Here is an 18,300-nt window from a genome sequence, read left to right as displayed (position 1 = left end):
CAGAAGGAGAATGGCCATGGCTAAGTGCGACCAGTGCGGCAACGACTATGACAAGGCGTTCCTAGTGAGCTTGGGCGGGCAAGCCTACACGTTTGACAGCTTCGAGTGCGCGATCCAGAAGCTTGCGCCGATCTGCCCGCATTGCAGGGTGCGGATCATGGGACATGGCGTCGAGCAGGGCGATATCATCTATTGCTGCGCGCATTGCGCCGGGCAGGAAGGGGCCAACGCCCTGACCGATCGCGCACCGTGACAATCGCGAATCCTCTGCCTCTCCCTTGGAAGGCCACGCGGAAATAACTTTCTCGTAGCGCTCTTGACCGCGATCCTGGGGCAGTCGTTCAGTTCTAACTACGCCGCCTGAACGATCTCGACCAATTCAACGTCGAACACCAGGTCCTTTCCGGCCAACGGATGATTGCCGTCGAGCTTGACGCTGGCGTCGTCCGCGCCGATGACCGTTACTTGCATGGGACGTCCCTCGCGGGTGCGGGCCTGCAATCGGGTGCCAATATCGACGTTGATGTTTTCCGGCACGCTGGCGCGGTCGATGACTACGACCGCTTCGGGGCGATGGGGACCATACGCGGCGTCAGCGGGAACGGTGACGGTGCTTTTCGTGCCGACCTCCATGCCTTCGACATGCGTTTCGAGACCAGGAATTACCTGTCCTTCGCCCAGTGTAAACTGCAACGGTTCACTGCCGGAAGAATCGAATTGGGTGCCGTCGACCAGACGCCCAGTGTAGTTGATACGTACAGTGTCGCCATTCTTGGCCTGTGTCATAACAGCTATCCTTTGGGAGTTTCGAGGGACCGGCCTAGGGTTCACGGTCCGCTCTTGATCATCCACGCACCAAAGTGCGCAGCGCGAAACATCAAAACTAGGTGCTATGCCGCCGATGTAAAGTGCGGGGGCCGCCGAGAAATGCCCCGGCTCGGTCTTGCACCTAAGGACTGTCATGCCCCCCGACTGAGCCGTGCTCGATTCGCTGCGGTCTCGGCCTCCGGTTCCTCGCGGTTGTCCTTAGCAGGCGCCGCGGCAGCGCAGGACAGCCTTGTCGGCCTCCAGCCTTACGCAGCCGACCGGCGTCCGGGCAATGGATCTCCCGGTTCGTGGCCGACCGGCGTGACCAGCGTCAGGTTGGGATAGCCGTTCTCGATCAGCTTCACCGCGGCCTGCGTCACCTGGTCGTCGGCCTCGAGCATCGACAGGAAGACTTCGGTGCCGTCGCCGACAAGGCGGCCGATGCCTTGCGCGTCGGCCGGGCCGCACTCGACCACGACGAGATCATAGGCCGTGGTGAGCGACTGCATGATGATCGGCAGCCGGTCGGCGGCGCGCATGGCGCGGACAGGGTCGGCGGTGCCGACCGGAATGACATGCGCATCCGAATAGAGATCGGGATGGATGACGTCGCTGAACTGCGCTTCGGAAGCGAGCAGATTGGTGATGCCGGGGAAGAGGCTTGTGTCCAGCATCGGCCGCGACGCCGCGCCCGATGCTGTGAGATCGAGCAGCAGCACACGCAGGCCGGCATCCGATACTTCGCGCGCCACCAGCACGGCGGACGCGGCCGCCTCGTCGCCTTCCGGCGACACGAAGATCGCGCGCGCGGCGCCGGAAGCGATCAGCTTCTCCGCGGCCTTGTCGACATCGATCTCGCCCAGCCTGGATTGCCTTGGCTCCGGGGCCGATTCGCTGGGCTCGGCCTGCTTGACAACCGCAGCGCGAACCTCCGCCAGCTCGCGCTCGGCCGGCCTCGACAGTTCCGATTCCGCAATCGAATGCCCCGGCTCGGCTTCCTCGTAAGGCGCAAAGGCCCGACCTTCGCCATGTGCTTCAGCGATCATCGGTTCCACCCTGGTCGCGGGCATCGCCACCTGCTCGATATCGGCGAAGCGGGCGCCGGCGGCCGGACGCATGGCGCGGCCCGAGAACAGCTCGCCAAGCAGCGTGCCGATCGCCATCAGCAGCAGCGAAGCAGCGGCGGCGGCGCCGGTGATCGGCCCGATCTTCGGGAAATAGGGCTGGGACGGCACCTGGGCCTGCGCGATCAGGCTCGCCGCGACAGGCGAGTATCTGCGATCCTTGCGCGAAGCCACGGCATTGTAACTTGCCATATAGGATTCAAGCTGTTGGCGCTGAACATTCGCGTCGCGCTGCAAGGCGTCCAGTTGCACCTGCTGCTCGCCGGCCCGCGCCGAGGCGGCTTTCAGCGTGTTGACGTCCGCGATCAGCTGATCCTCGCGGGCCTTGGCCGTCTGGGCCTGGGCCGACAGGCCGCGGATGATCTTTTGCGCCTCATTGCGAATCTGGCCGTCGAGATCGGCCAGCTGCGACTTCAGCGCCCGGATGCGCGGATGGTTGTCGAGCAGGGTCGTGGAAAGATCGGCGATGTTGGCCTTGAGCTCCACCTGGCGCTCGCGCAGGCGCTGGATCAGCTCGGAAGACAGGACTTCCGGCACACTGTCCAGCGAACCGCCATTCTGCAGCGCCCGGCGCACGCTCTCGGCGCTCGCCTCGGCGGCGGCTCGGCTGGCGCGCACGCGCGACAATTCGCTCGACAGTTCAGAGAGCTGCTGCGTCGGAAGCACCGCATTGTTGCCGCCCATCAAGAGGTCGGACTGCGCACGGAAGGCCGCGACCTTGGCCTCGGCGTCCTTGACGCGATTCTGCAGGTCGGCGATTTCCGGCGCCAGGAAGTCGGTGGCGGCGGCGTTCGATTCGAGCTTGGCGTCGCCCTTCGAAGCGATATAGGCGTTGGCGATGCCGTTCGCGATGTCGGCGGCGAGCTTGGGATCCTTCGAGGCGAACTCGATCGCGATCGCACGCGTCTTTTCAACGGCGTAGACATTGAGCTTGTCGTGCATGGCATTCAGCACGCGCTCGTCCGGCGGGATATCGAAGGGATCGCTTTTCAAGCCGACGAGCACAAGCGCGCGCCCGAGCGACGACATTTTCAGCGTCTCGTCGAACTCCGGCAACTTGTCCAGGTTGAGCTTGGTCGCCACCTGCTTGAGGATGTCGGGCGAGGAAATGATCTGGACCTGGGTCGCAACGCCTTGCTCGTCGAGAATCGGTTTGTCGTCATCGTTGGTGCCCGGCGGCCGGGTGTATTCCGATTCGCGCGAGCCGATCTCCAGCTTGGCTGTCGCCTTATAGTAGGGCGTCGCGAGCCAGGCGAAGGCGAAGGCCAGCCCGGTGACCAGAAGCGTCACGAAGACAATGCGCAGCCAGTTCCTCGCCAGGCTGGCGAAGAGCTGTCTCAGATCGACATCGACGTCTGCGGCCGCGGACTGAACGGACATGCATCCTGCTCCGAACTTTGAGTCGAGGATGGACCGTAAACAACTATGGTAACTCACCCGTTAAGATCAGAATGAGCGCTTATTAGAGAGCACTCAAAGAAGATTGGGCGAAAGCAATAGAACAATTGAGCTTTTTGCCGATCTCCGCTCTCCCGGACCGAGCTCCTTTACCACCCATTAACCCTAACAGGATGATAACGGTCGCACTTTCCTGGGGTTGGCCGCGACTTGCGGCAAGAGCGATGAAGGTTCCTGGCCGGTCATGAAAAGCACTGCTTCCCTCTTTCGCGCTTTGCTTGCCCTGTCGCTGCTGACCGGCTGTTCGAGCTACCGCCCGACACCCGCCGCCTTCCATGAAGTGCTCGATCAGCCCTACCGACTCGGCGCCGGCGACCGCGTCCGTGTCACGGTGTTCGAGCAGGATGGGTTGACCAACACCTACAGCATCGACCAGTCCGGCTATCTCTCCTTCCCGCTGGTCGGCGCGGTGCCGGCGCGCGGCCACACCGCGCAGCAGTTGGAAAAGGTGATCGCCGACAAGCTGCGCCAAGGCTATTTGCGCGATCCTGACGTTTCGGTCGAAATCGACCGCTACCGGCCGATCTTCGTCATGGGCGAAGTGGGTGCCGCCGGCCAGTATTCCTACGTGCCGGGACTCACCGTGCAAAAGGCGGTCGCCATCGCCGGCGGTTTTACGCCGCGCGCCAATCAGGGGAGCGTCGACATCACCCGCGACATCAACGGCAAGGTGATGACCGGTCGGGTTCTGACATCCGATCCGCTCCTGCCCGGCGACACCGTCTACGTCCGCGAACGCCTGTTCTGAAAAACCCGTCGTGGCGGTGAATCTCAGGATCGTCCACTGCTTTCGCTCACCTGTCGGAGGAATCTTCCGGCACGTGCGCGACCTGACCGAGGCGCAGGTCGCCGCCGGCCATGCGGTGGGAATCGTCTGCGACTCGACCACCGGCGGCGACTATGAGGAGCGCTTGTTCGACGCGATGAAGGACAGTTTGGCGCTCGGCATCCATCGGACGCCGATGCAGCGCCACGTCGGGCCGGGCGATCTCGCCTCGGCCTGGCGCACCTATCGCATCATCCAGGAATTGCGGCCGGACGTGCTGCACGGGCACGGCGCCAAGGGTGGCGCCTATGCCCGGCTGTTCGGCTCACTGTTGCGGGTATCAAGGTTTCGCGTTGCCCGCCTCTATTCGCCGCATGGCGGCTCCCTTCACTATGACGAAACGACGGCGACGGGAAAGCTGTTCTTCGGCCTGGAGCGCTTCATGGCGCGCTTCACCGACTGCCTGCTGTTCGTTTCCGACTACGAGCGGAAAACCTATCGCCGCAAGGTCGGCGAGCCGCCGATACCCAACCGGCTGGTCTATAACGGCCTGCGCGCCGCCGAATTCGAACCGGTGACGACGGCGGCAGATGCCGCCGATTTCCTGTACATCGGGATGATGCGCGACCTGAAGGGTCCGGATATTTTCATCGATGCGCTGGCCTTGGCCGGCAACGAGCTCGGACGCCCCCTAAGCGCAGTGATGGTCGGCGACGGCGACGACCTGCTGCGCTACCACGCTCAGGTCGAGCGGCTCGGCCTGGAGAGCCACGTCCGTTTCCTGCCGCCCATGCCGGCGAGGGACGCTTTCGCGCTGGCCGATTTGATCGTCGTGCCGTCCCGCGCGGAGGCGATGCCCTATATCGTGCTCGAGGCCTTGGCCGCCGGCATGCCGATGATCGCGACCGCGGTCGGCGGCATTCCGGAAATCTTCGGCGAAAACTCCCCTGCCCTGATCCGGCCTGACGCATCCCAGCTCGCCGCCAAAATGGGGACGGCGCTCAGCGACTTCGACGGTTATCGAAAACTGATGCAGCAAGCCGATGAGCTGAAGGCCCGATTCGGCGCCGACGTCATGGCCGCCGATATCGAGAAGGCCTATTTCGCCGCGCTGCACAAATAGGCCGCGGGCCGCAACAACTCCAAAACCACCGGTTGTTTCAAGGCTTTCTTAGCTCTCTTTTGCTATGCAGTTGCGCGAAGCTCGCGGACAGTTCCCATGAATGAGATCGACCCCGCGCACCGCTTTTCCATGGATGCGGTGCGCAACTACGACACTCCCGCCGGGGGCGAAAAGCCGGGCGGCATCAACGATGTAGCGCGCCAGGTCGCCTCACAATACCGGCGCGATACCATGTCGCCGATCATGGTCAGCGGCGTGCTGCGCATGGTCGAGTTCGCGATGCTGTTCCTGTCTGGGCTCTGCGTCTATTTCTACTATGTCGGCTTCTTCAGCTATCTGGCCTGGCAGTATCCGCTGGCGATCGCGGCGACGTCGTTCCTGGCTGTGGTGCTGCTCGACGTGACCGACTGCTACCAGATCGAGGCTTTGATGCGCCCGCTGGCCAACTTCGGCCGCGTGCTGCTGGTCTGGGCCGGCAGCTTCGCGCTGATGGCGCTCACCGCCTTCGCCATCAAGGCGTCGGAAGACTATTCGCGCTTGCTGTTCGGCACCTGGTTCGCGGTCGGCTTCGTGCTGATCTTCGGCCTGAGACTCGTGATGTCCAGCCTCATCCGGCGCTGGGCGCGCGACGGCCGCATGGAGCGCCGCGCGCTCATCGTCGGCGGCGGCAAGGCGGCCGAGCAGCTGATCCGCTCGGTCGAGAAGCAGCCCTACAACGACATCCGCATCTGCGGCATCTTCGACGACCGCAACGACAAGCGCTCGCCGCCGATCGTCGCCGGCTATCCGAAGCTCGGCACCATCTCCGAGCTCATCGAATTCGCCCGCATCGCGCGCATCGACATGCTGATCGTATCGCTGCCGCTGACCGCCGAATCGCGCGTCTTGCAGTTGCTCAAGAAACTCTGGGTGCTGCCGGTCGACATCCGGCTCTCGGCGCATTCCAACGCGCTGCAGTTCCGGCCGCGCGCCTACTCCTATATCGGCTCGGTGCCGATGCTCGACATCTTCGACAAGCCCATCAACGACTGGGATTCGGTCGCCAAGCGCGCCTTCGACATCTTCTTCTCACTTGTCGGCATCGTCCTTTTTTCGCCGGTGATGCTCGCCACTGCGATCGCCATCAAGCTCGACAGCAAGGGCCCGGTGCTGTTCAAGCAGAAGCGGCACGGCTTCAACAACGAGATCATCGAGGTCTACAAGTTCCGCTCGATGTATACCGACCGGTCCGACCCGACCGCCAAGCAGACAGTGACCAAGAACGATCCGCGCGTCACCCGTGTCGGCCGCTTCATCCGCAAGACCTCGATCGACGAACTGCCGCAGTTCTTCAACTCGCTGTTCGGCTCGCTGTCGCTGGTCGGGCCGCGCCCGCATGCCATCGCCGCGCAGTCGCACAATCTGCTCTACAACGAGGTGGTCGACGGCTACTTCGCCCGCCACAAGGTCAAGCCCGGCGTCACCGGCTGGGCGCAGATCAACGGCTGGCGCGGCGAGATGGACACCAACGAAAAGATCCGCATGCGCACCGAATACGACCTCTACTACATCGAGAACTGGTCGATGCTGTTCGACCTGCGCATCCTGTTCCTGACGCCGATCCGCCTGCTCAACACGGAAAACGCCTATTGAGCGCAATCGCCCATCCGTTGCAGCCGCAGGCTGTCAACAAGTTGTCGCCGGAGGCGATTAACGCCAAGCTGATTTCGCTGATCGCGTCGGCGGCGATCGGCGTCGGCATCCTGCTCTCCGGCTTCGTCATCAGCGAGCCGGCGCCCTACGAAATCTACATGGCAGGGCTGATCGCGGTCTGGGCGCTGTTCGGCCTTCGAATCTCGCGTGCGATCGTCCCGTTGCTGGTGCTGCTGGTGGCGATGAACATCGGCGGCATGATCGCCATGACGCAGATGGCGGACCTCGCCAACACGCCGCTCTATCTCGCCGTCTCGCTGTTTTTGGCCTTCAGCGCGGTGTTCTTCGCCTCGGTGACCTCGGTCCAGCCCAGCCTCTACCGGCTTATCTTCATCGCCTATGTCGTCTCGGCGGTGGCGACGTCGCTGCTCGGCATCGCCGGCTATTTCCATGCCTTTCCGGGCGCGGAAATGTTCACCAAATACGACCGCGCGGCCGGCGCCTTCCAGGATCCGAATGTGTTCGGCCCATTCCTGGTGCTGCCCGGCACCTACCTGCTCTATCTGCTCCTGACCGGCCCGGTGTCGCGCATGCCGCTTCTGGCGGTGCCGCTGCTCATCGTCACCGCCGGCATCTTCTTCTCCTTTTCGCGCGGCGCCTGGGGCATGTTCGCCGTTTCGGCGGTGCTGCTCACCGCGTGCCTCTTCCTGCAGAGCGCCAGCGGCAAGTTCCGGCTGCGTGTGGTGGTGATGACGATCGCGGCCATGGCGCTGCTGGTCATCGCCTTCATCGTCATCCTGCAGTTGCCCGGCGTGTCTGACATGTTCACGCAGCGCGCGCAACTCGAGCAGAGTTACGACTCGGCGCGGCTTGGCCGCTTCGCCCGCTATTCGATCGGCTTCCAGCTGGCGATGGAGCACCCGTTCGGCATCGGCCCGCTGGTCTTCGGCACGATCTATGGCGAGGACACGCATGACATCTGGCTGAAGGCGCTGATGGATTATGGCTGGCTTGGTTTCGTCTCGTTCCTGACGCTCACGCTATGGACGATCGGGGCCGGCTTCCGCATCCTTTTGCGCGACCGGCCGTGGCAGCCCTATCTGCTTTGCGCCTATGTCGCCTATCTCGGCAATATCGGTCTCGGCACCTTCATCGACATCGACCACTGGCGCCATCTCTACCTGTTGCTCGGATTGATCTGGGGCGCGATCGCGCTGGAGTACCGGCACCAGCGGGAATTGCGGCTGGGAAGGCCTGCATCCCTGCTTGCAATTTCACCTGCGCGATAGGACCGAATTCGGTTGACCCGCACCGCCTTATCACGATACATCGCCACCCGGTCCGGAGTGTAGCGCAGCCCGGTAGCGCACTTGACTGGGGGTCAAGGGGTCGTCGGTTCGAATCCGGCCACTCCGACCATTTAAATCCTTGAAATCCCCCACGAAGACGGCACGAATGTGCCAGGCGAGTTTATGTATGCGCGGCCAGCATGCGGCGCGCGCTTTCTTCGTCGGTGATCAGGATGGTCGGCGCAATCAGGTTCATGGCACCGAGCAGCGCCTCGGTCTTCTCGGCGCCGCCTGAGGTGAGGATGCGGATCGGCGCCTTACGCAGGCGATCGACATCCACCGACATCACATGGCTGTTGACCGGATGGTCGACCAGATCGCCATTGCGGTCGTAGAAATGGAACAGAAGGTCGCCGACGGCGCCCCGCGCCAGCAGGGCCTCGCGGTCCGCTTCCTTGAGGAAGCCGCCGCGCGAGAAGGTGGTGGCCGAAGCGATGCCGCCGACGCTCAACAGAACGGCGTCGAGCGCATCGGCCATCTCGAAAATCTCCTGCAGGCCGCAACGCTCGACCAGCGCGATCTTGGTCTCGACGCTGTCGACGACGGCCGGCGTCGGCATCAGATAACCGTCGCCCTGGAAGATTTGTGCAAAGCGCCAGGCGAACTCGGCCGGATTGACCCGGCGCGCGACGCCGACGCCGCCAAGCAGCGAAATCACGCTGAAATCGGTCAGCGATTTGGCGCTGATGAAGGGCAAGGTATGGAATAGCGTCACGCCCCAGCCGACGCCGACCCGCATGCCGGATTTCATCGCATCGGACAGGAACATGCCGGTCTTGGCGGCGATTGCCGGGATTGGATCGGCGTTGGGATCCGTGAGCGGCGCGACCAGCGCCTGCTGCAGCCCAAAGGTCTTCTCCAGCGCCCGCTCCAGCCGCACGATCTCCAAAAGCTCGCTCTCGATGGTGATCTTCACCTCGTTGCGCGCCCTCGCCTCCGCCAGCATGCGCACGATGGTGACGCGGCCGACGCCGAGCACGTCGGCAATCTCGTTTTGCGTCATCTGCTCGACGAAATACATCCAGGCGGCGCGGATCCTGAGGCGGTCGGTCCGGCTTTCGCTGACGACCTGCTCGGATGCCTCAGCCGCCGCCCTGCCGTTTTCGGATTCGCCCTGCCGCCGCCTGCCCAATTTCCCCTCCAAGCCCGGCGATGATGCTGCCTCGCCGATTCTGCATGCTGGTTAAATATTGCCTATTGATCTACCAATCGAGACGAACAATCTAGAGAGGGCGACTGGCGCCCCAAGCCCTGACCGGCTTCAGCGTTTCGAGGCAATTGGCGATGCTGCGACAAATTTCCGAAGACGTCCGCGCCAACCTGAAGGACCGGCTTCGGGAACTGCGCGACGCGATCCGCCAGAACCGCCACGACAGCGCCGGCGATACCTCGCACGACATCGCCGGCAATTTGCCGCCCTTCCCGGGCCGCAGCCTGCTTGGCCATGCCGCAAGGGCCGTCGACGAAGCGCTGACGATCGCCGAATCCTTCGTTCCGCATTCCCGGCCGCTCAAGGTCGACGGCACGACCGTCAAAAGCCTGCGGACCTATTTCCCGCAAGGCGACGAAGACCGGCAGATCGGCGGCGAACGCCAGTTCAGGCGTGACATGTATTATCTGACCCGCGCGGTTCTCGCCGGCTACGGCATCGACAATCCGCGCGTTCACGAGGCGGGCTTTTCCGCCGTGCACGCAGCGATGCGCAAGCGCCACGCCGATCTTCTGGCTGCCGCGACGGGCGACGCGGCATCCACGGATGAGGTCGCGGCGGCCTGCGCGGCTCTCCTCGTCGAATGCCTCAACCACCGTCCTGTTCAGCCTGGCGAGATCGGGACAGGCCCGGCGATAGCCGGCGACCGGTCTCTCGACATCAGATGCCTTGCGCCGGTGGTGCTTGCCTGCGGACTGGCGACCAAGGCCGACGGCACGCCCGAGCCCGACATTCTCGAGATCGCGGTGCTGGCGGCCGAAGTGCGGGAGGATCGCATCCGGCAGGCCTGCGCCCAGGCCAATGCCGTCCAGGAACTGACACCGGTTCTCGCCACGCTGCTCGCGCATCTGACGTAACCCGCCGTGAGGATCCGCTATCGCTCGGCCACCATGGCCGCGATCGTCTTCTTGGCGCGCTGGATCGAGGCCGGGCTCATGCTGAGTTCGGTCAGGCCCATCCCGACGAAGGCCGGGATCAGGTCCGGACGGCCGGCGGCCTCGCCGCACATGCCCACCATGATGCCAGCGGCGACACCCGCCTTGGCCGTCAGCTCGATCGCCGACATCACCGCCGGATTGGTGACGTCATTGAGCTTGGCGACCGTCGGATTGAGGCGGTCGGCGGCCATGATGTACTGGGTGAGGTCATTGGTGCCGATCGAGAAGAACGCCACTTCCCTTGCCAGGGCCGGCGCGATCAGCACGGCGGCGGGAGTCTCGATCATCACGCCGAGGTCGAAGCTTGCATGCGCAACGCCTTCGGCCTTCAATTCCGCCGCGCATTCATCGACCAGCGCGCGGGTGCGCGTCACCTCGGCGATTTCCGAAACCATCGGCAGCATCACCTTGATGTTGCCGTGAACGGCGGCACGCAGCAGCGCCCGCAGCTGGCGCTTGAAGATGTCGGGCCGGTCCAGGCACATGCGAATGCCGCGCCAGCCGAGGAAGGGGTTTTCCTCGTCCGGAAATTCGATGCCGGCGATCGGCTTGTCGCCGCCGATGTCGAGCGTGCGCACGATGACCGAATGCGGCGCAAACGCCTTGGCCAAGGCGCTGTAGGTCTCGGCCTGCATGTCCTCCGACGGCAGATGCATGTGGCGCATGAAGAGCAGCTCGGTGCGGAACAGCCCGACGCCCATGGCGCCGGCTTCCTGCGCCGCCTCGATCTCCTCCAGCGAGCCGATATTGGCCGCGACCTCGATCACGGTGCCGTCGGCGCGCTTCGGGGTTAGGCCCTTGAACACCTTGAGGCCCGCACGCTCCTGCGCCGCCGCCTCGACGCGCCTGTTGAAATCAGTACGCGTGGCCTCGTCGGGGTCGACGAGAACGTGCCCCGCATTGCCGTCGATGGCGACCTCCTTGGCCGCACGCAACTCGTTGATCTTATCCCCCAGACCCAGCACCGCCGGAATGCCGTGCGAGCGGGCGATGATGGCGATGTGCGAGGTGGCGCCGCCATGGCCGCAGATCACGCCGCCGATGCGCTTCAGCGGCGCGCGCGCCAGATCCCAGGCGCCGATGTCGTCGGCAATGAGGATCGCGCCCTGCGGTATCGTCTCCAGGCTGACTTCGTCCTGGCCGAGCAGCACCAGGCAGATCTGCCGGCCGACGGCATGGACGTCGTCGGCCCGGGCGTTGAGATAGTGGTCGTCGACCGCGCTGAAATCGGCGGCGATGGTGGCCGCGGCCGCAATGACCGCCGAGACCGCGTCGTCACCGCCCCGGATCAGTCTTTCGACCTCGCCGGTCAGGCTGTCGTCGGCGGCTATGTCGCGCAGCGCCGCGACGATGCCACGGTCGCCGGCGGAGAGATTGTTCTCCGCAAGCGTGCGGTCCATGCGCGCCTGGACGCTGGCGACAGCGCCGCGGAAGCGCTCGAGTTCACTGTCGATCTCATCGGCCTGCAGTCGCCTGCCCGGCCCCTCGATTTCCGGCGGGAAATGGACAAAGGCCGGCCCGATGGCCACGCCTTCGCTGGCGGCGATACCCTGGAGTTTTGGTGCTCCATCCGGCGACGCCGCAGTCGGCGGCGTGGCTTGCGGAACGGACAAGGCGGCTGTGACTTCGGAGTCAGCTTCGGCAGCCTCGCCCTCGTCGTCGAGGCCGGCGCGCGGGTTCTCCAGATAGCCTATCAGCGCCTCGATAGCCTCGATCGCGTCGGCGCCGTTGGCGCGCACGGTGACTTCCTGGTTTTCCTTGACCGCCAGCAGCATCAGCTTGACCGAGCTCTTGGCGCTGACTGCCTTGCCGTCCTTGACCAGCTCGACATCGGATTCGAAACCCTTGGCGAGTTTCACGAACCGCGTGGCGGGACGGGCGTGCAAACCTTCATGCACTCTGACGATGGTCGAGCGTTCCATGGCAATAACTCTAGGTTTGTGGCGCCGTCGACAGACAGCGCGGATATTATCAGGCGGCGATGGTGATGACAGCGCCCGGCGTAAGCGCCGCCACGAGCGCTCCGGTATCGACCTCGGATGCGCAAACTTCGCCCGGCCTTTCAGCCTCGGTCGCTCCGTTGAAGGAGATGACGACGTGACCCATCTCGCGGACCTTGCTCCACGCAGTGGAGCCGACCGCCGTTATCACAGCCGAAACCGGTCCGAGCGTGATCGACGCGCCTTTTTGCGGTGCGTCGTCACTGGGTCCCTGCTCTGCCAGATGAAGCACGGAAACCTCGGCCAGTTCCGGAGGCGAGCCATCCGCGAACAGGATGACCACGCCGCCCTCGGCGAGGTCCGCCACTTCGGGTCCGATAGCAGTGACCCGTGTCTTGAGAAGAACCGACATATGGCGAACCTCGATACTGTTGACGACTTAGAACACGATCAGGGAGACGACCCATGCGATCAGCACGGAGACCGGGCCCATGATCTGGCGGCTGATGAGCACCGCCGGCACGCCGATTTCGATCGTCTTCGGCTTGGCCTCACCGAGCGCCAGACCGACGGGAACGAAATCGCAGCCCACCTGGGTGTTGTAGGCAAACAGCGCCGGCAGCGCCATGGCGGGCGAGATGGTGCCGTTGGCGATCTGCGGGCCGATGATGGCGACGCCGATCACCTGCGCGATGACCGCGCCCGGTCCCAGGATGGGCGACAGGAACGGCAGGCCGCAGATGGCCGAGATGACCAGCAGGCCGACGATGTTGTTGGCAAGCGGACCCATCGGCTGCGCCAGCACGTCACCGATGCCGGTATAGAGGATCAGGCCGATCAGCATGGTCACGAAGGCCATGAAGGGCAGCACGTTGCGGATGACCTGATCGATGGTGCGGCGGCCGGAATTGAAGAAGATGCCGACCACGCGGCCCATGACGCGGCCGATCGAGCTGATCAGGCCGATAAGCCCGCCCTCGCTCGGCAGCGGCTCGGCCGCCCTGGATGCAGTGTTGTTGCTTGAACTCATCGATGCTGCTCCCCCCGCAGTGGTGACCGCTTCGGATCCGTCCGCCATTGTGACATTGGCCGGCTTCACGCCCGAAACGTAGATGTCTTCCGTGATGAACTGGGCGAGCGGACCCGCCTGGCCGACCGGCGTCAGATTGACGGTCGGGATACGCTTGCGCGGATAGACGCCGCAGCGCGCGGTGCCGCCACAGTCGACGACGACGACCGCCATCTCGCTTTCGATCGGCGGCGCCTTGAAGCCGTCGACCGCCTCAGCGCCGGTCATATCGGCGATAAGCTGCGCCACCGGATGAATGCCGCCACCGGTTACCGACACGACCTTGCTGCGCTGTTCGGTCGGCTCGATGACCAGCGGACCGCCCCAGCCGGTGGACCCCTTCGAGATCTTTACTGCCTTGTATGTCTTGGCCATGGTGTCCTCCCGCCCTTAGAGCTCGACGCCCTGGCGGCGTGCCATGATGGCCGTGATGCGCTCGGTCAGCATGCCCTTGAGCAGGATGACGACGAGGCCGACGATGGCGTACCAGATGGCCACCTTGACGTGGTAGCCGTTGGCGATGACGCCTCGCTTCTCGAGGTCGAGCAGCGCGACCAGCATGCCGCCCCAGACGAAATATTCGCCGGGGTTGATATGCGGGAACAGGCCGAGCGGCGGATGCACGTAGGACACGGCCGCGTCGTAGAAGGCGGGCTTGTGCTTTTCTTCCAGGAAAGAACCGAAGGTGTAAGCCATCGGGTTGGTGAGGAAGAACACCGACAGGACCGGCAGCACCGTATAACGGGTCAGCGCGATGCGGCCGGCGCCGCGCGCCAGGCCGTGAACGCGCTCTTCGCCGACCAGTTCGGTAACGGCGTAGAAGGCGGTCATCAGCACCACCAGCGTCGGGATGATGCCGGTGACGAAGCCGGCGAACACTTCGCCGCCCTTCTGGAAGATGCCGATGAAATACTTGCCGATCGCGGTCAGCCAGCCGAGCTGCTCTTCCTGCTGCACGTTCTTCAGCTGTTCCTTCAGCTGATCGGCGGTGACCGGCGCGTTGTCGGTCGTCGCCTGCGCCAGGACAACAAGATGATCGGTGGCATGCTCGACGCCGAGCTTGCCGTGCCAGGCAGCATCCGAGACCATGGTGCCTGCGACATGCAGGTTATGCACCGCCAGGTCGGCATGCTGCGCCAATAACGAAATAACAGACATTTCTCCTCCTTATGACCCCTGCCGGTCATTCCCAGCCGGCTGCCGGCGTCCGTTTATGCCCTTGCTACGTTCAAGCCGGACAGGCCCGGCTTCTTCCCCGGCTCCGACCGCGCGCGGTCGATCTGCTCGATCGCCCGTTTCACGGCCTCGGCTACACCGGGTTCCCCCTCCCCCATGATCGCAGGGTTGGACCGGAGTCGATCGAGGGGGACGCCCTCGAATTCTTCATGTCGCTTGAACTTGGTCAGCACCGAGCGGCCGCTCATGACCATCATGCGGCGCACGATCAGATCCGGCGTCACGACGACCAGCGCGATGGTGCCCTTGGCAAGCCGGCCGCGGAAATTGCCAGCGCCGACAAAGCCGTCCTTGAACTCTCCGGTGACGCCTTTGAAGACGTCCGAATAATGCCGCATCTGCAGCCAGACGCCCAGCGATTGCAGCGCCCAGACAACAAACAGCAGAAGCAGCGCCCACTGCCAGATCGCCATTCGGTACTCCTCCCGACTCTCGTTCCTCCGACGCATATTGGACGGAGGTGAGATGACCCGAAAGTGAGAACATTTGTTTCCTAGAATGTCAACATGTATTATATTAGCCGTTATAACGCTCCACAGGCGGCTGACCGATTTCGGCATCGGCAACGCCTGTGCTAGCCTGCCGTCAAACGGGAAGTGAGACATGGACCTGCCTTTCAGGCACGAACTCGCGCTTATGCCGGACCTTCGCCACCGGCTGCGGCAGCTGCGCTGGTTCCGCGCCACCTTCCGCAGCAGCGCGAAAGTGGTGTCCGAAACGTTCGGCGTGCGCTTCGAGATCGACGAGGCCAAGTTGACGCGCGCTTTCCTCGACTGGATCGAAGTCATGGAAGCGCAGAAGCGATTCGCTGCCGTCGACCGCGCCGACTTCATTGTCTTCGCCGCCGGGCTTGTGCTGCGCGAGCTGATCCGGCAGGCGCCGGCGCGGGAGATTTCCGGCCTCACCGACATGATCGAGAGCGAGGCCAATGCCGGCACGGCGGAAATCGTGCGCTTCTGGCCGGAAGGCTTCCTCTATACCAACTACTGCGTATCGGCGATCCTGGCCGTGCACGAGCAGGAGTTCGGCACGGCGCCCAGCATCGACAAATGCGCCGACGACCTGCGAACCTGGTGGTCTTACCGCGAGAACGCAACGGAAATGCCCGCCTATGCCGTGGCCTTTCTCGACCGCTTTCTCGGCGCCGAGCCCAACTGGATCACACCCGACCGCGCGCAGTCGCGCCAGGCCATGCAGCGCGCGCTTGGATCCACGCCGGTGAACGAGGCGCTGCGCCAGCTTTGAGGCGTTGGGGACGGAGCCGCCCGACTATTGAACATCTGACTTTTTATCGATAGCGATGTGCGCATTGGCACAGGAGCCGGGAGAAGCGCGTGGCGCAACCTAGACTGATGATTTTCGATTGCGACGGCGTTCTCGTTGACAGCGAACCGCTGGCCGCCAAAGCCTATGAGCGCGTCTACGAGAAACACGGCATGCCCGGCGTCCATGGCGGCATCATCGCCCAATGCATCGGCATGAAGCAGTCCGACATCATCTTCAAAATCAAGGAACTGACCGGCCATCAGTTTCCGCCCGCCGCCGACGGCGATATCTGGACCGAGACCAAGCTGCTCTTTTCCGAGGAGCTGAAGCCGACGCCGGGCATCGCGCCATTCCTGAGCGCGCTTGCCGGAGACCGCTGCGTTGCCTCGTCATCCTCGGTCGAACGCATCAACCACAGCCTGTCGTTGACCGGGCTGTCACGCTTCTTCGGCGAAGCGATCTTTTCCTCCTCGATGGTGAAGAACGGCAAGCCGGCGCCCGACATCTTCCTCTACGCCGCCGAGAAAATGGGGGCGAAGCCGGCCGACTGCATCGTCGTCGAAGATTCGCCGCTCGGCGTCCAGGGCGCAGTCGCGGCCGGCATGATCGCGATCGGCTATACCGGCGGCGGGCACACTTATCCCGAGCACGGTGCGCGGCTGAAGGCTGCCGGCGCCGATTTCGTCTGCGCCGACTGGCACGAAGTCGGCCGGCAATTGGCGGGGCTTGGTGTTCCGGCCTGATCTAAGTCTTTGTTGGAGCATGATCTTCTCCGAAAACCGGTTCCCACTTTCGGGATCATGCTCTAGCGGAGACTGGGGAAACGACGCCGGGTCCACTCACCGGGCGGGACCAGTCCCCCCACACGGAAGTTGAAGGACAGGACCCTCGTTGCATCGGCGTCGACCTCGCAGCGGAAGCTCAGATCGTACCATTGCGTTGTCGTGCTGAAGGCAGCCTGCGTAGGGTTAAGAACATTGCCCTGCTTCAGGGGAATAGTCGGCAGCCATTTGGGCGAGTAATCGGCACTTTGCAATTCCTGGTTCAGAACGTTGGCGCAAAGATTGGCAACGCGCTGATCGCGCGGCACGCTCTCCATCGAGCTTGTGGCCAGCGCGTTGCCGGTCGCACCCGGCGAGTAAAGCTTTCTGACGCCCGGCAGGCCGGAATAGATCGGCGATCCCGCAACCTCGGCGTCGGCGGGGTTTGACCTTCCTGGGTTACCGCTTGGCGCTCTCAAGGCTCTTGCCGATTTGAACTTCATCGCCTTGGAAGGTTTAGGCTTTGCCTTTTCGGTTGACGATGGAGGTGCGGGCTTGTCGCCGGCTTCGGCCGTCAACGGCTTTGGCGCTTCGGCCGCCTGGTTCTCGGCGGGTTGCGACGCCTTGTCCGGCTGCTGCTTGTCAATGTCCTCGGTCGCCTGCTTCTCCTCGCTTTGCGCGGGTTTTTCGTCCGGCGGGGCGGTTGCCGGCTTCTCTTGGGCCTTGCTGGTATCCGCCTGCTGCTCGGGCGTTGCGACAGCTGGTTGGTCGGGCGCCGGCTTCGGTGCGACCGGCGGCTTCGCTGGTTCATTTTGGGCTGGCGACGGCGCGTTGGCTGGAGCGCTGCCTCCGTTCAGAGATTTCTCCGGGCCGGTATCCTTCTCGCCATACTGGAAAACGCGCTTCAGAACCGGAATGTCCTGCGGTTTCGGCGGCTGCGGAGGCGGTGGCTTTTGCACGGCCTGCTCAGGCGGCTTTTCAGCCTTCTTTTCAGGCGTTGGCTCCGGCGGCTTTGGAGCGGGCTTGGGCTGATCGGGCGGCGGCACGATCGCGACATTGACCGGCTGTTCCTGCTGATCCGGCTGTTGGTCGGGTCTCGGCAAGCCAAGGAACAAGAACGCTGCAATCAGGGCATGCAGGAATAGCGATGCGGCCAAGGCCCACCGCCAATTCCGAAACCATTCCCGCATCTTGCCGTTCATAGCGCCCGATGTGGAACGAAATAGCGGCGGCTTCAAGCGCTAGGCCGGGTTTCCTACGAGCTGCCGGCCTGACAAGTCGGTGATCGGAGGGTCCGTGGCGTTAAGAGCAAGCCGGATCAAAGGCCTGCAGGGTTGGCTTACACCAGCATGCCCATCGGGTTCTCGATCAAGCGCTTGAAGGCGCCGAGCAGTTCCGCGCCAAGCGCGCCGTCGACCGCGCGGTGATCAGTCGACAGCGTCACCGACATCACGGTGGCTATTCTGATCTCGCCCTTCTTCACCACCGCACGCTCCTCGCCGGCGCCAACCGCCAAGATCGTCGCATGCGGCGGGTTGATGACGGCGGCAAAGTCCTTGATGCCGAACATGCCCAGATTGGACACAGCGGTGGTGCCGCCCTGATACTCTTCCGGCTTCAA

The 18,300-nt window shown here is 63.8% G+C and carries 18 protein-coding genes and 1 tRNA gene; 9 read left to right on the top strand and 10 right to left on the bottom strand.

The genetic code is table 11. The features are described 5' to 3' along the window. Positions 1 to 16 precede the first annotated feature (16 nt). Positions 17 to 253, top strand: coding sequence for a hypothetical protein (locus FJ418_RS25340; RefSeq protein WP_140707547.1), 237 nt, complete (start codon positions 17 to 19; stop codon positions 251 to 253). Between the two features lie 98 nt (positions 254 to 351). Here the strand turns inward: FJ418_RS25340 and FJ418_RS25335 are convergent, their stop codons facing one another. Both FJ418_RS25335 and FJ418_RS25330 read right to left on the bottom strand, forming a co-directional pair. Next, entirely contained in the window at positions 352 to 786 is a 435-nt protein-coding gene (locus FJ418_RS25335; RefSeq protein ID WP_140641495.1) for a peptidylprolyl isomerase, read from the bottom strand. Between the two features lie 287 nt (positions 787 to 1,073). Then, positions 1,074 to 3,311, bottom strand: coding sequence for an exopolysaccharide transport family protein (locus FJ418_RS25330; RefSeq protein ID WP_140870305.1), 2,238 nt, complete (start codon positions 3,309 to 3,311; stop codon positions 1,074 to 1,076). Positions 3,312 to 3,573: 262 nt separating this feature from the next. Here FJ418_RS25330 and FJ418_RS25325 point away from each other — a divergent pair, with 262 nt between their 5' ends. The 5 genes from FJ418_RS25325 to FJ418_RS25305 all read left to right on the top strand — a co-directional run bounded on the left by FJ418_RS25325 (position 3,574) and on the right by FJ418_RS25305 (position 8,329). Beyond that, complete coding sequence (locus FJ418_RS25325) at positions 3,574 to 4,137, top strand: polysaccharide biosynthesis/export family protein (protein WP_140870302.1); 564 nt, start codon at positions 3,574 to 3,576, stop codon at positions 4,135 to 4,137. 10 nt (positions 4,138 to 4,147) lie between these two features. Further along, a complete protein-coding gene (locus FJ418_RS25320; protein WP_140870300.1) occupies positions 4,148 to 5,278 on the top strand; it encodes a glycosyltransferase in 1,131 nt (376 codons plus the stop codon). A gap of 96 nt (positions 5,279 to 5,374) precedes the next feature. After that, a complete protein-coding gene (locus tag FJ418_RS25315) occupies positions 5,375 to 6,910 on the top strand; it encodes an undecaprenyl-phosphate glucose phosphotransferase (RefSeq protein ID WP_140870297.1) in 1,536 nt (511 codons plus the stop codon). Continuing rightward, positions 6,907 to 8,199 (top strand): O-antigen ligase family protein, encoded by a 1,293-nt coding sequence (locus FJ418_RS25310; RefSeq protein WP_140870295.1) that lies wholly within the window; start codon positions 6,907 to 6,909, stop codon positions 8,197 to 8,199. The genes FJ418_RS25315 and FJ418_RS25310 overlap by 4 nt, the downstream gene beginning before the upstream one ends. Positions 8,200 to 8,252: 53 nt before the next feature. After that, a tRNA-Pro gene (locus FJ418_RS25305) sits at positions 8,253 to 8,329 on the top strand. Between the two features lie 51 nt (positions 8,330 to 8,380). Here FJ418_RS25305 and FJ418_RS25300 read toward each other — a convergent pair. Next, the gene (locus FJ418_RS25300) at positions 8,381 to 9,391 is read right to left on the bottom strand and encodes a sugar-binding transcriptional regulator (protein WP_140855695.1); all 1,011 of its coding nucleotides are present in this window, start codon (positions 9,389 to 9,391) and stop codon (positions 8,381 to 8,383) included. A 152-nt stretch (positions 9,392 to 9,543) separates the two neighbouring features. Here FJ418_RS25300 and FJ418_RS25295 point away from each other — a divergent pair, with 152 nt between their 5' ends. After that, complete coding sequence (locus tag FJ418_RS25295) at positions 9,544 to 10,326, top strand: hypothetical protein (protein WP_140785531.1); 783 nt, start codon at positions 9,544 to 9,546, stop codon at positions 10,324 to 10,326. 17 nt (positions 10,327 to 10,343) lie between these two features. Here FJ418_RS25295 and ptsP read toward each other — a convergent pair whose 3' ends face one another. From ptsP to FJ418_RS25270, 5 genes are read right to left on the bottom strand one after another with little or no spacing between them, the layout of a single operon-like run. Continuing rightward, entirely contained in the window at positions 10,344 to 12,329 is a 1,986-nt protein-coding gene (gene ptsP, locus FJ418_RS25290; RefSeq protein ID WP_140870292.1) for a phosphoenolpyruvate--protein phosphotransferase, read from the bottom strand. Between the two features lie 49 nt (positions 12,330 to 12,378). Then, positions 12,379 to 12,759, bottom strand: a complete 381-nt coding sequence (locus tag FJ418_RS25285; RefSeq protein ID WP_140658568.1) for a PTS glucitol/sorbitol transporter subunit IIA — start codon at positions 12,757 to 12,759, stop codon at positions 12,379 to 12,381. A 27-nt stretch (positions 12,760 to 12,786) separates the two neighbouring features. Then, positions 12,787 to 13,791, bottom strand: coding sequence for a PTS glucitol/sorbitol transporter subunit IIB (locus FJ418_RS25280; RefSeq protein WP_140641477.1), 1,005 nt, complete (start codon positions 13,789 to 13,791; stop codon positions 12,787 to 12,789). Positions 13,792 to 13,806: 15 nt separating this feature from the next. Then, positions 13,807 to 14,574, bottom strand: coding sequence for a PTS glucitol/sorbitol transporter subunit IIC (locus tag FJ418_RS25275; protein WP_127867858.1), 768 nt, complete (start codon positions 14,572 to 14,574; stop codon positions 13,807 to 13,809). 53 nt (positions 14,575 to 14,627) lie between these two features. Beyond that, positions 14,628 to 15,065 carry a transcriptional regulator GutM gene (locus FJ418_RS25270; RefSeq protein ID WP_140682591.1) on the bottom strand — a complete coding sequence of 146 codons (438 nt, stop codon included), beginning with the start codon at positions 15,063 to 15,065 and terminating at the stop codon, positions 14,628 to 14,630. 190 nt (positions 15,066 to 15,255) lie between these two features. On the opposite strand from FJ418_RS25270, the gene FJ418_RS25265 reads away from it, so the two are divergent. Both FJ418_RS25265 and FJ418_RS25260 read left to right on the top strand, forming a co-directional pair. Beyond that, positions 15,256 to 15,897 carry a hypothetical protein gene (locus FJ418_RS25265; protein WP_140870289.1) on the top strand — a complete coding sequence of 214 codons (642 nt, stop codon included), beginning with the start codon at positions 15,256 to 15,258 and terminating at the stop codon, positions 15,895 to 15,897. An 89-nt stretch (positions 15,898 to 15,986) separates the two neighbouring features. Then, complete coding sequence (locus tag FJ418_RS25260) at positions 15,987 to 16,661, top strand: HAD family phosphatase (RefSeq protein WP_140870286.1); 675 nt, start codon at positions 15,987 to 15,989, stop codon at positions 16,659 to 16,661. 62 nt (positions 16,662 to 16,723) lie between these two features. On the opposite strand, the gene FJ418_RS25255 is transcribed toward FJ418_RS25260, so the two are convergent. Both FJ418_RS25255 and FJ418_RS25250 read right to left on the bottom strand, forming a co-directional pair. After that, entirely contained in the window at positions 16,724 to 17,881 is a 1,158-nt protein-coding gene (locus FJ418_RS25255) for a DUF930 domain-containing protein (protein ID WP_140870283.1), read from the bottom strand. 137 nt (positions 17,882 to 18,018) lie between these two features. Beyond that, a partial coding sequence (locus FJ418_RS25250; RefSeq protein ID WP_181167085.1) for a 2-oxo acid dehydrogenase subunit E2 occupies positions 18,019 to 18,300 on the bottom strand: 282 nt, incomplete at its 5' end.

It is taken from the genome of Mesorhizobium sp. B2-8-3 (assembly GCF_006440815.1).
Lineage (GTDB): Bacteria > Pseudomonadota > Alphaproteobacteria > Rhizobiales > Rhizobiaceae > Mesorhizobium.
Note: the sequence above shows the minus strand (reverse complement) of the source record. Positions and strands in the feature narration are given on the sequence as shown.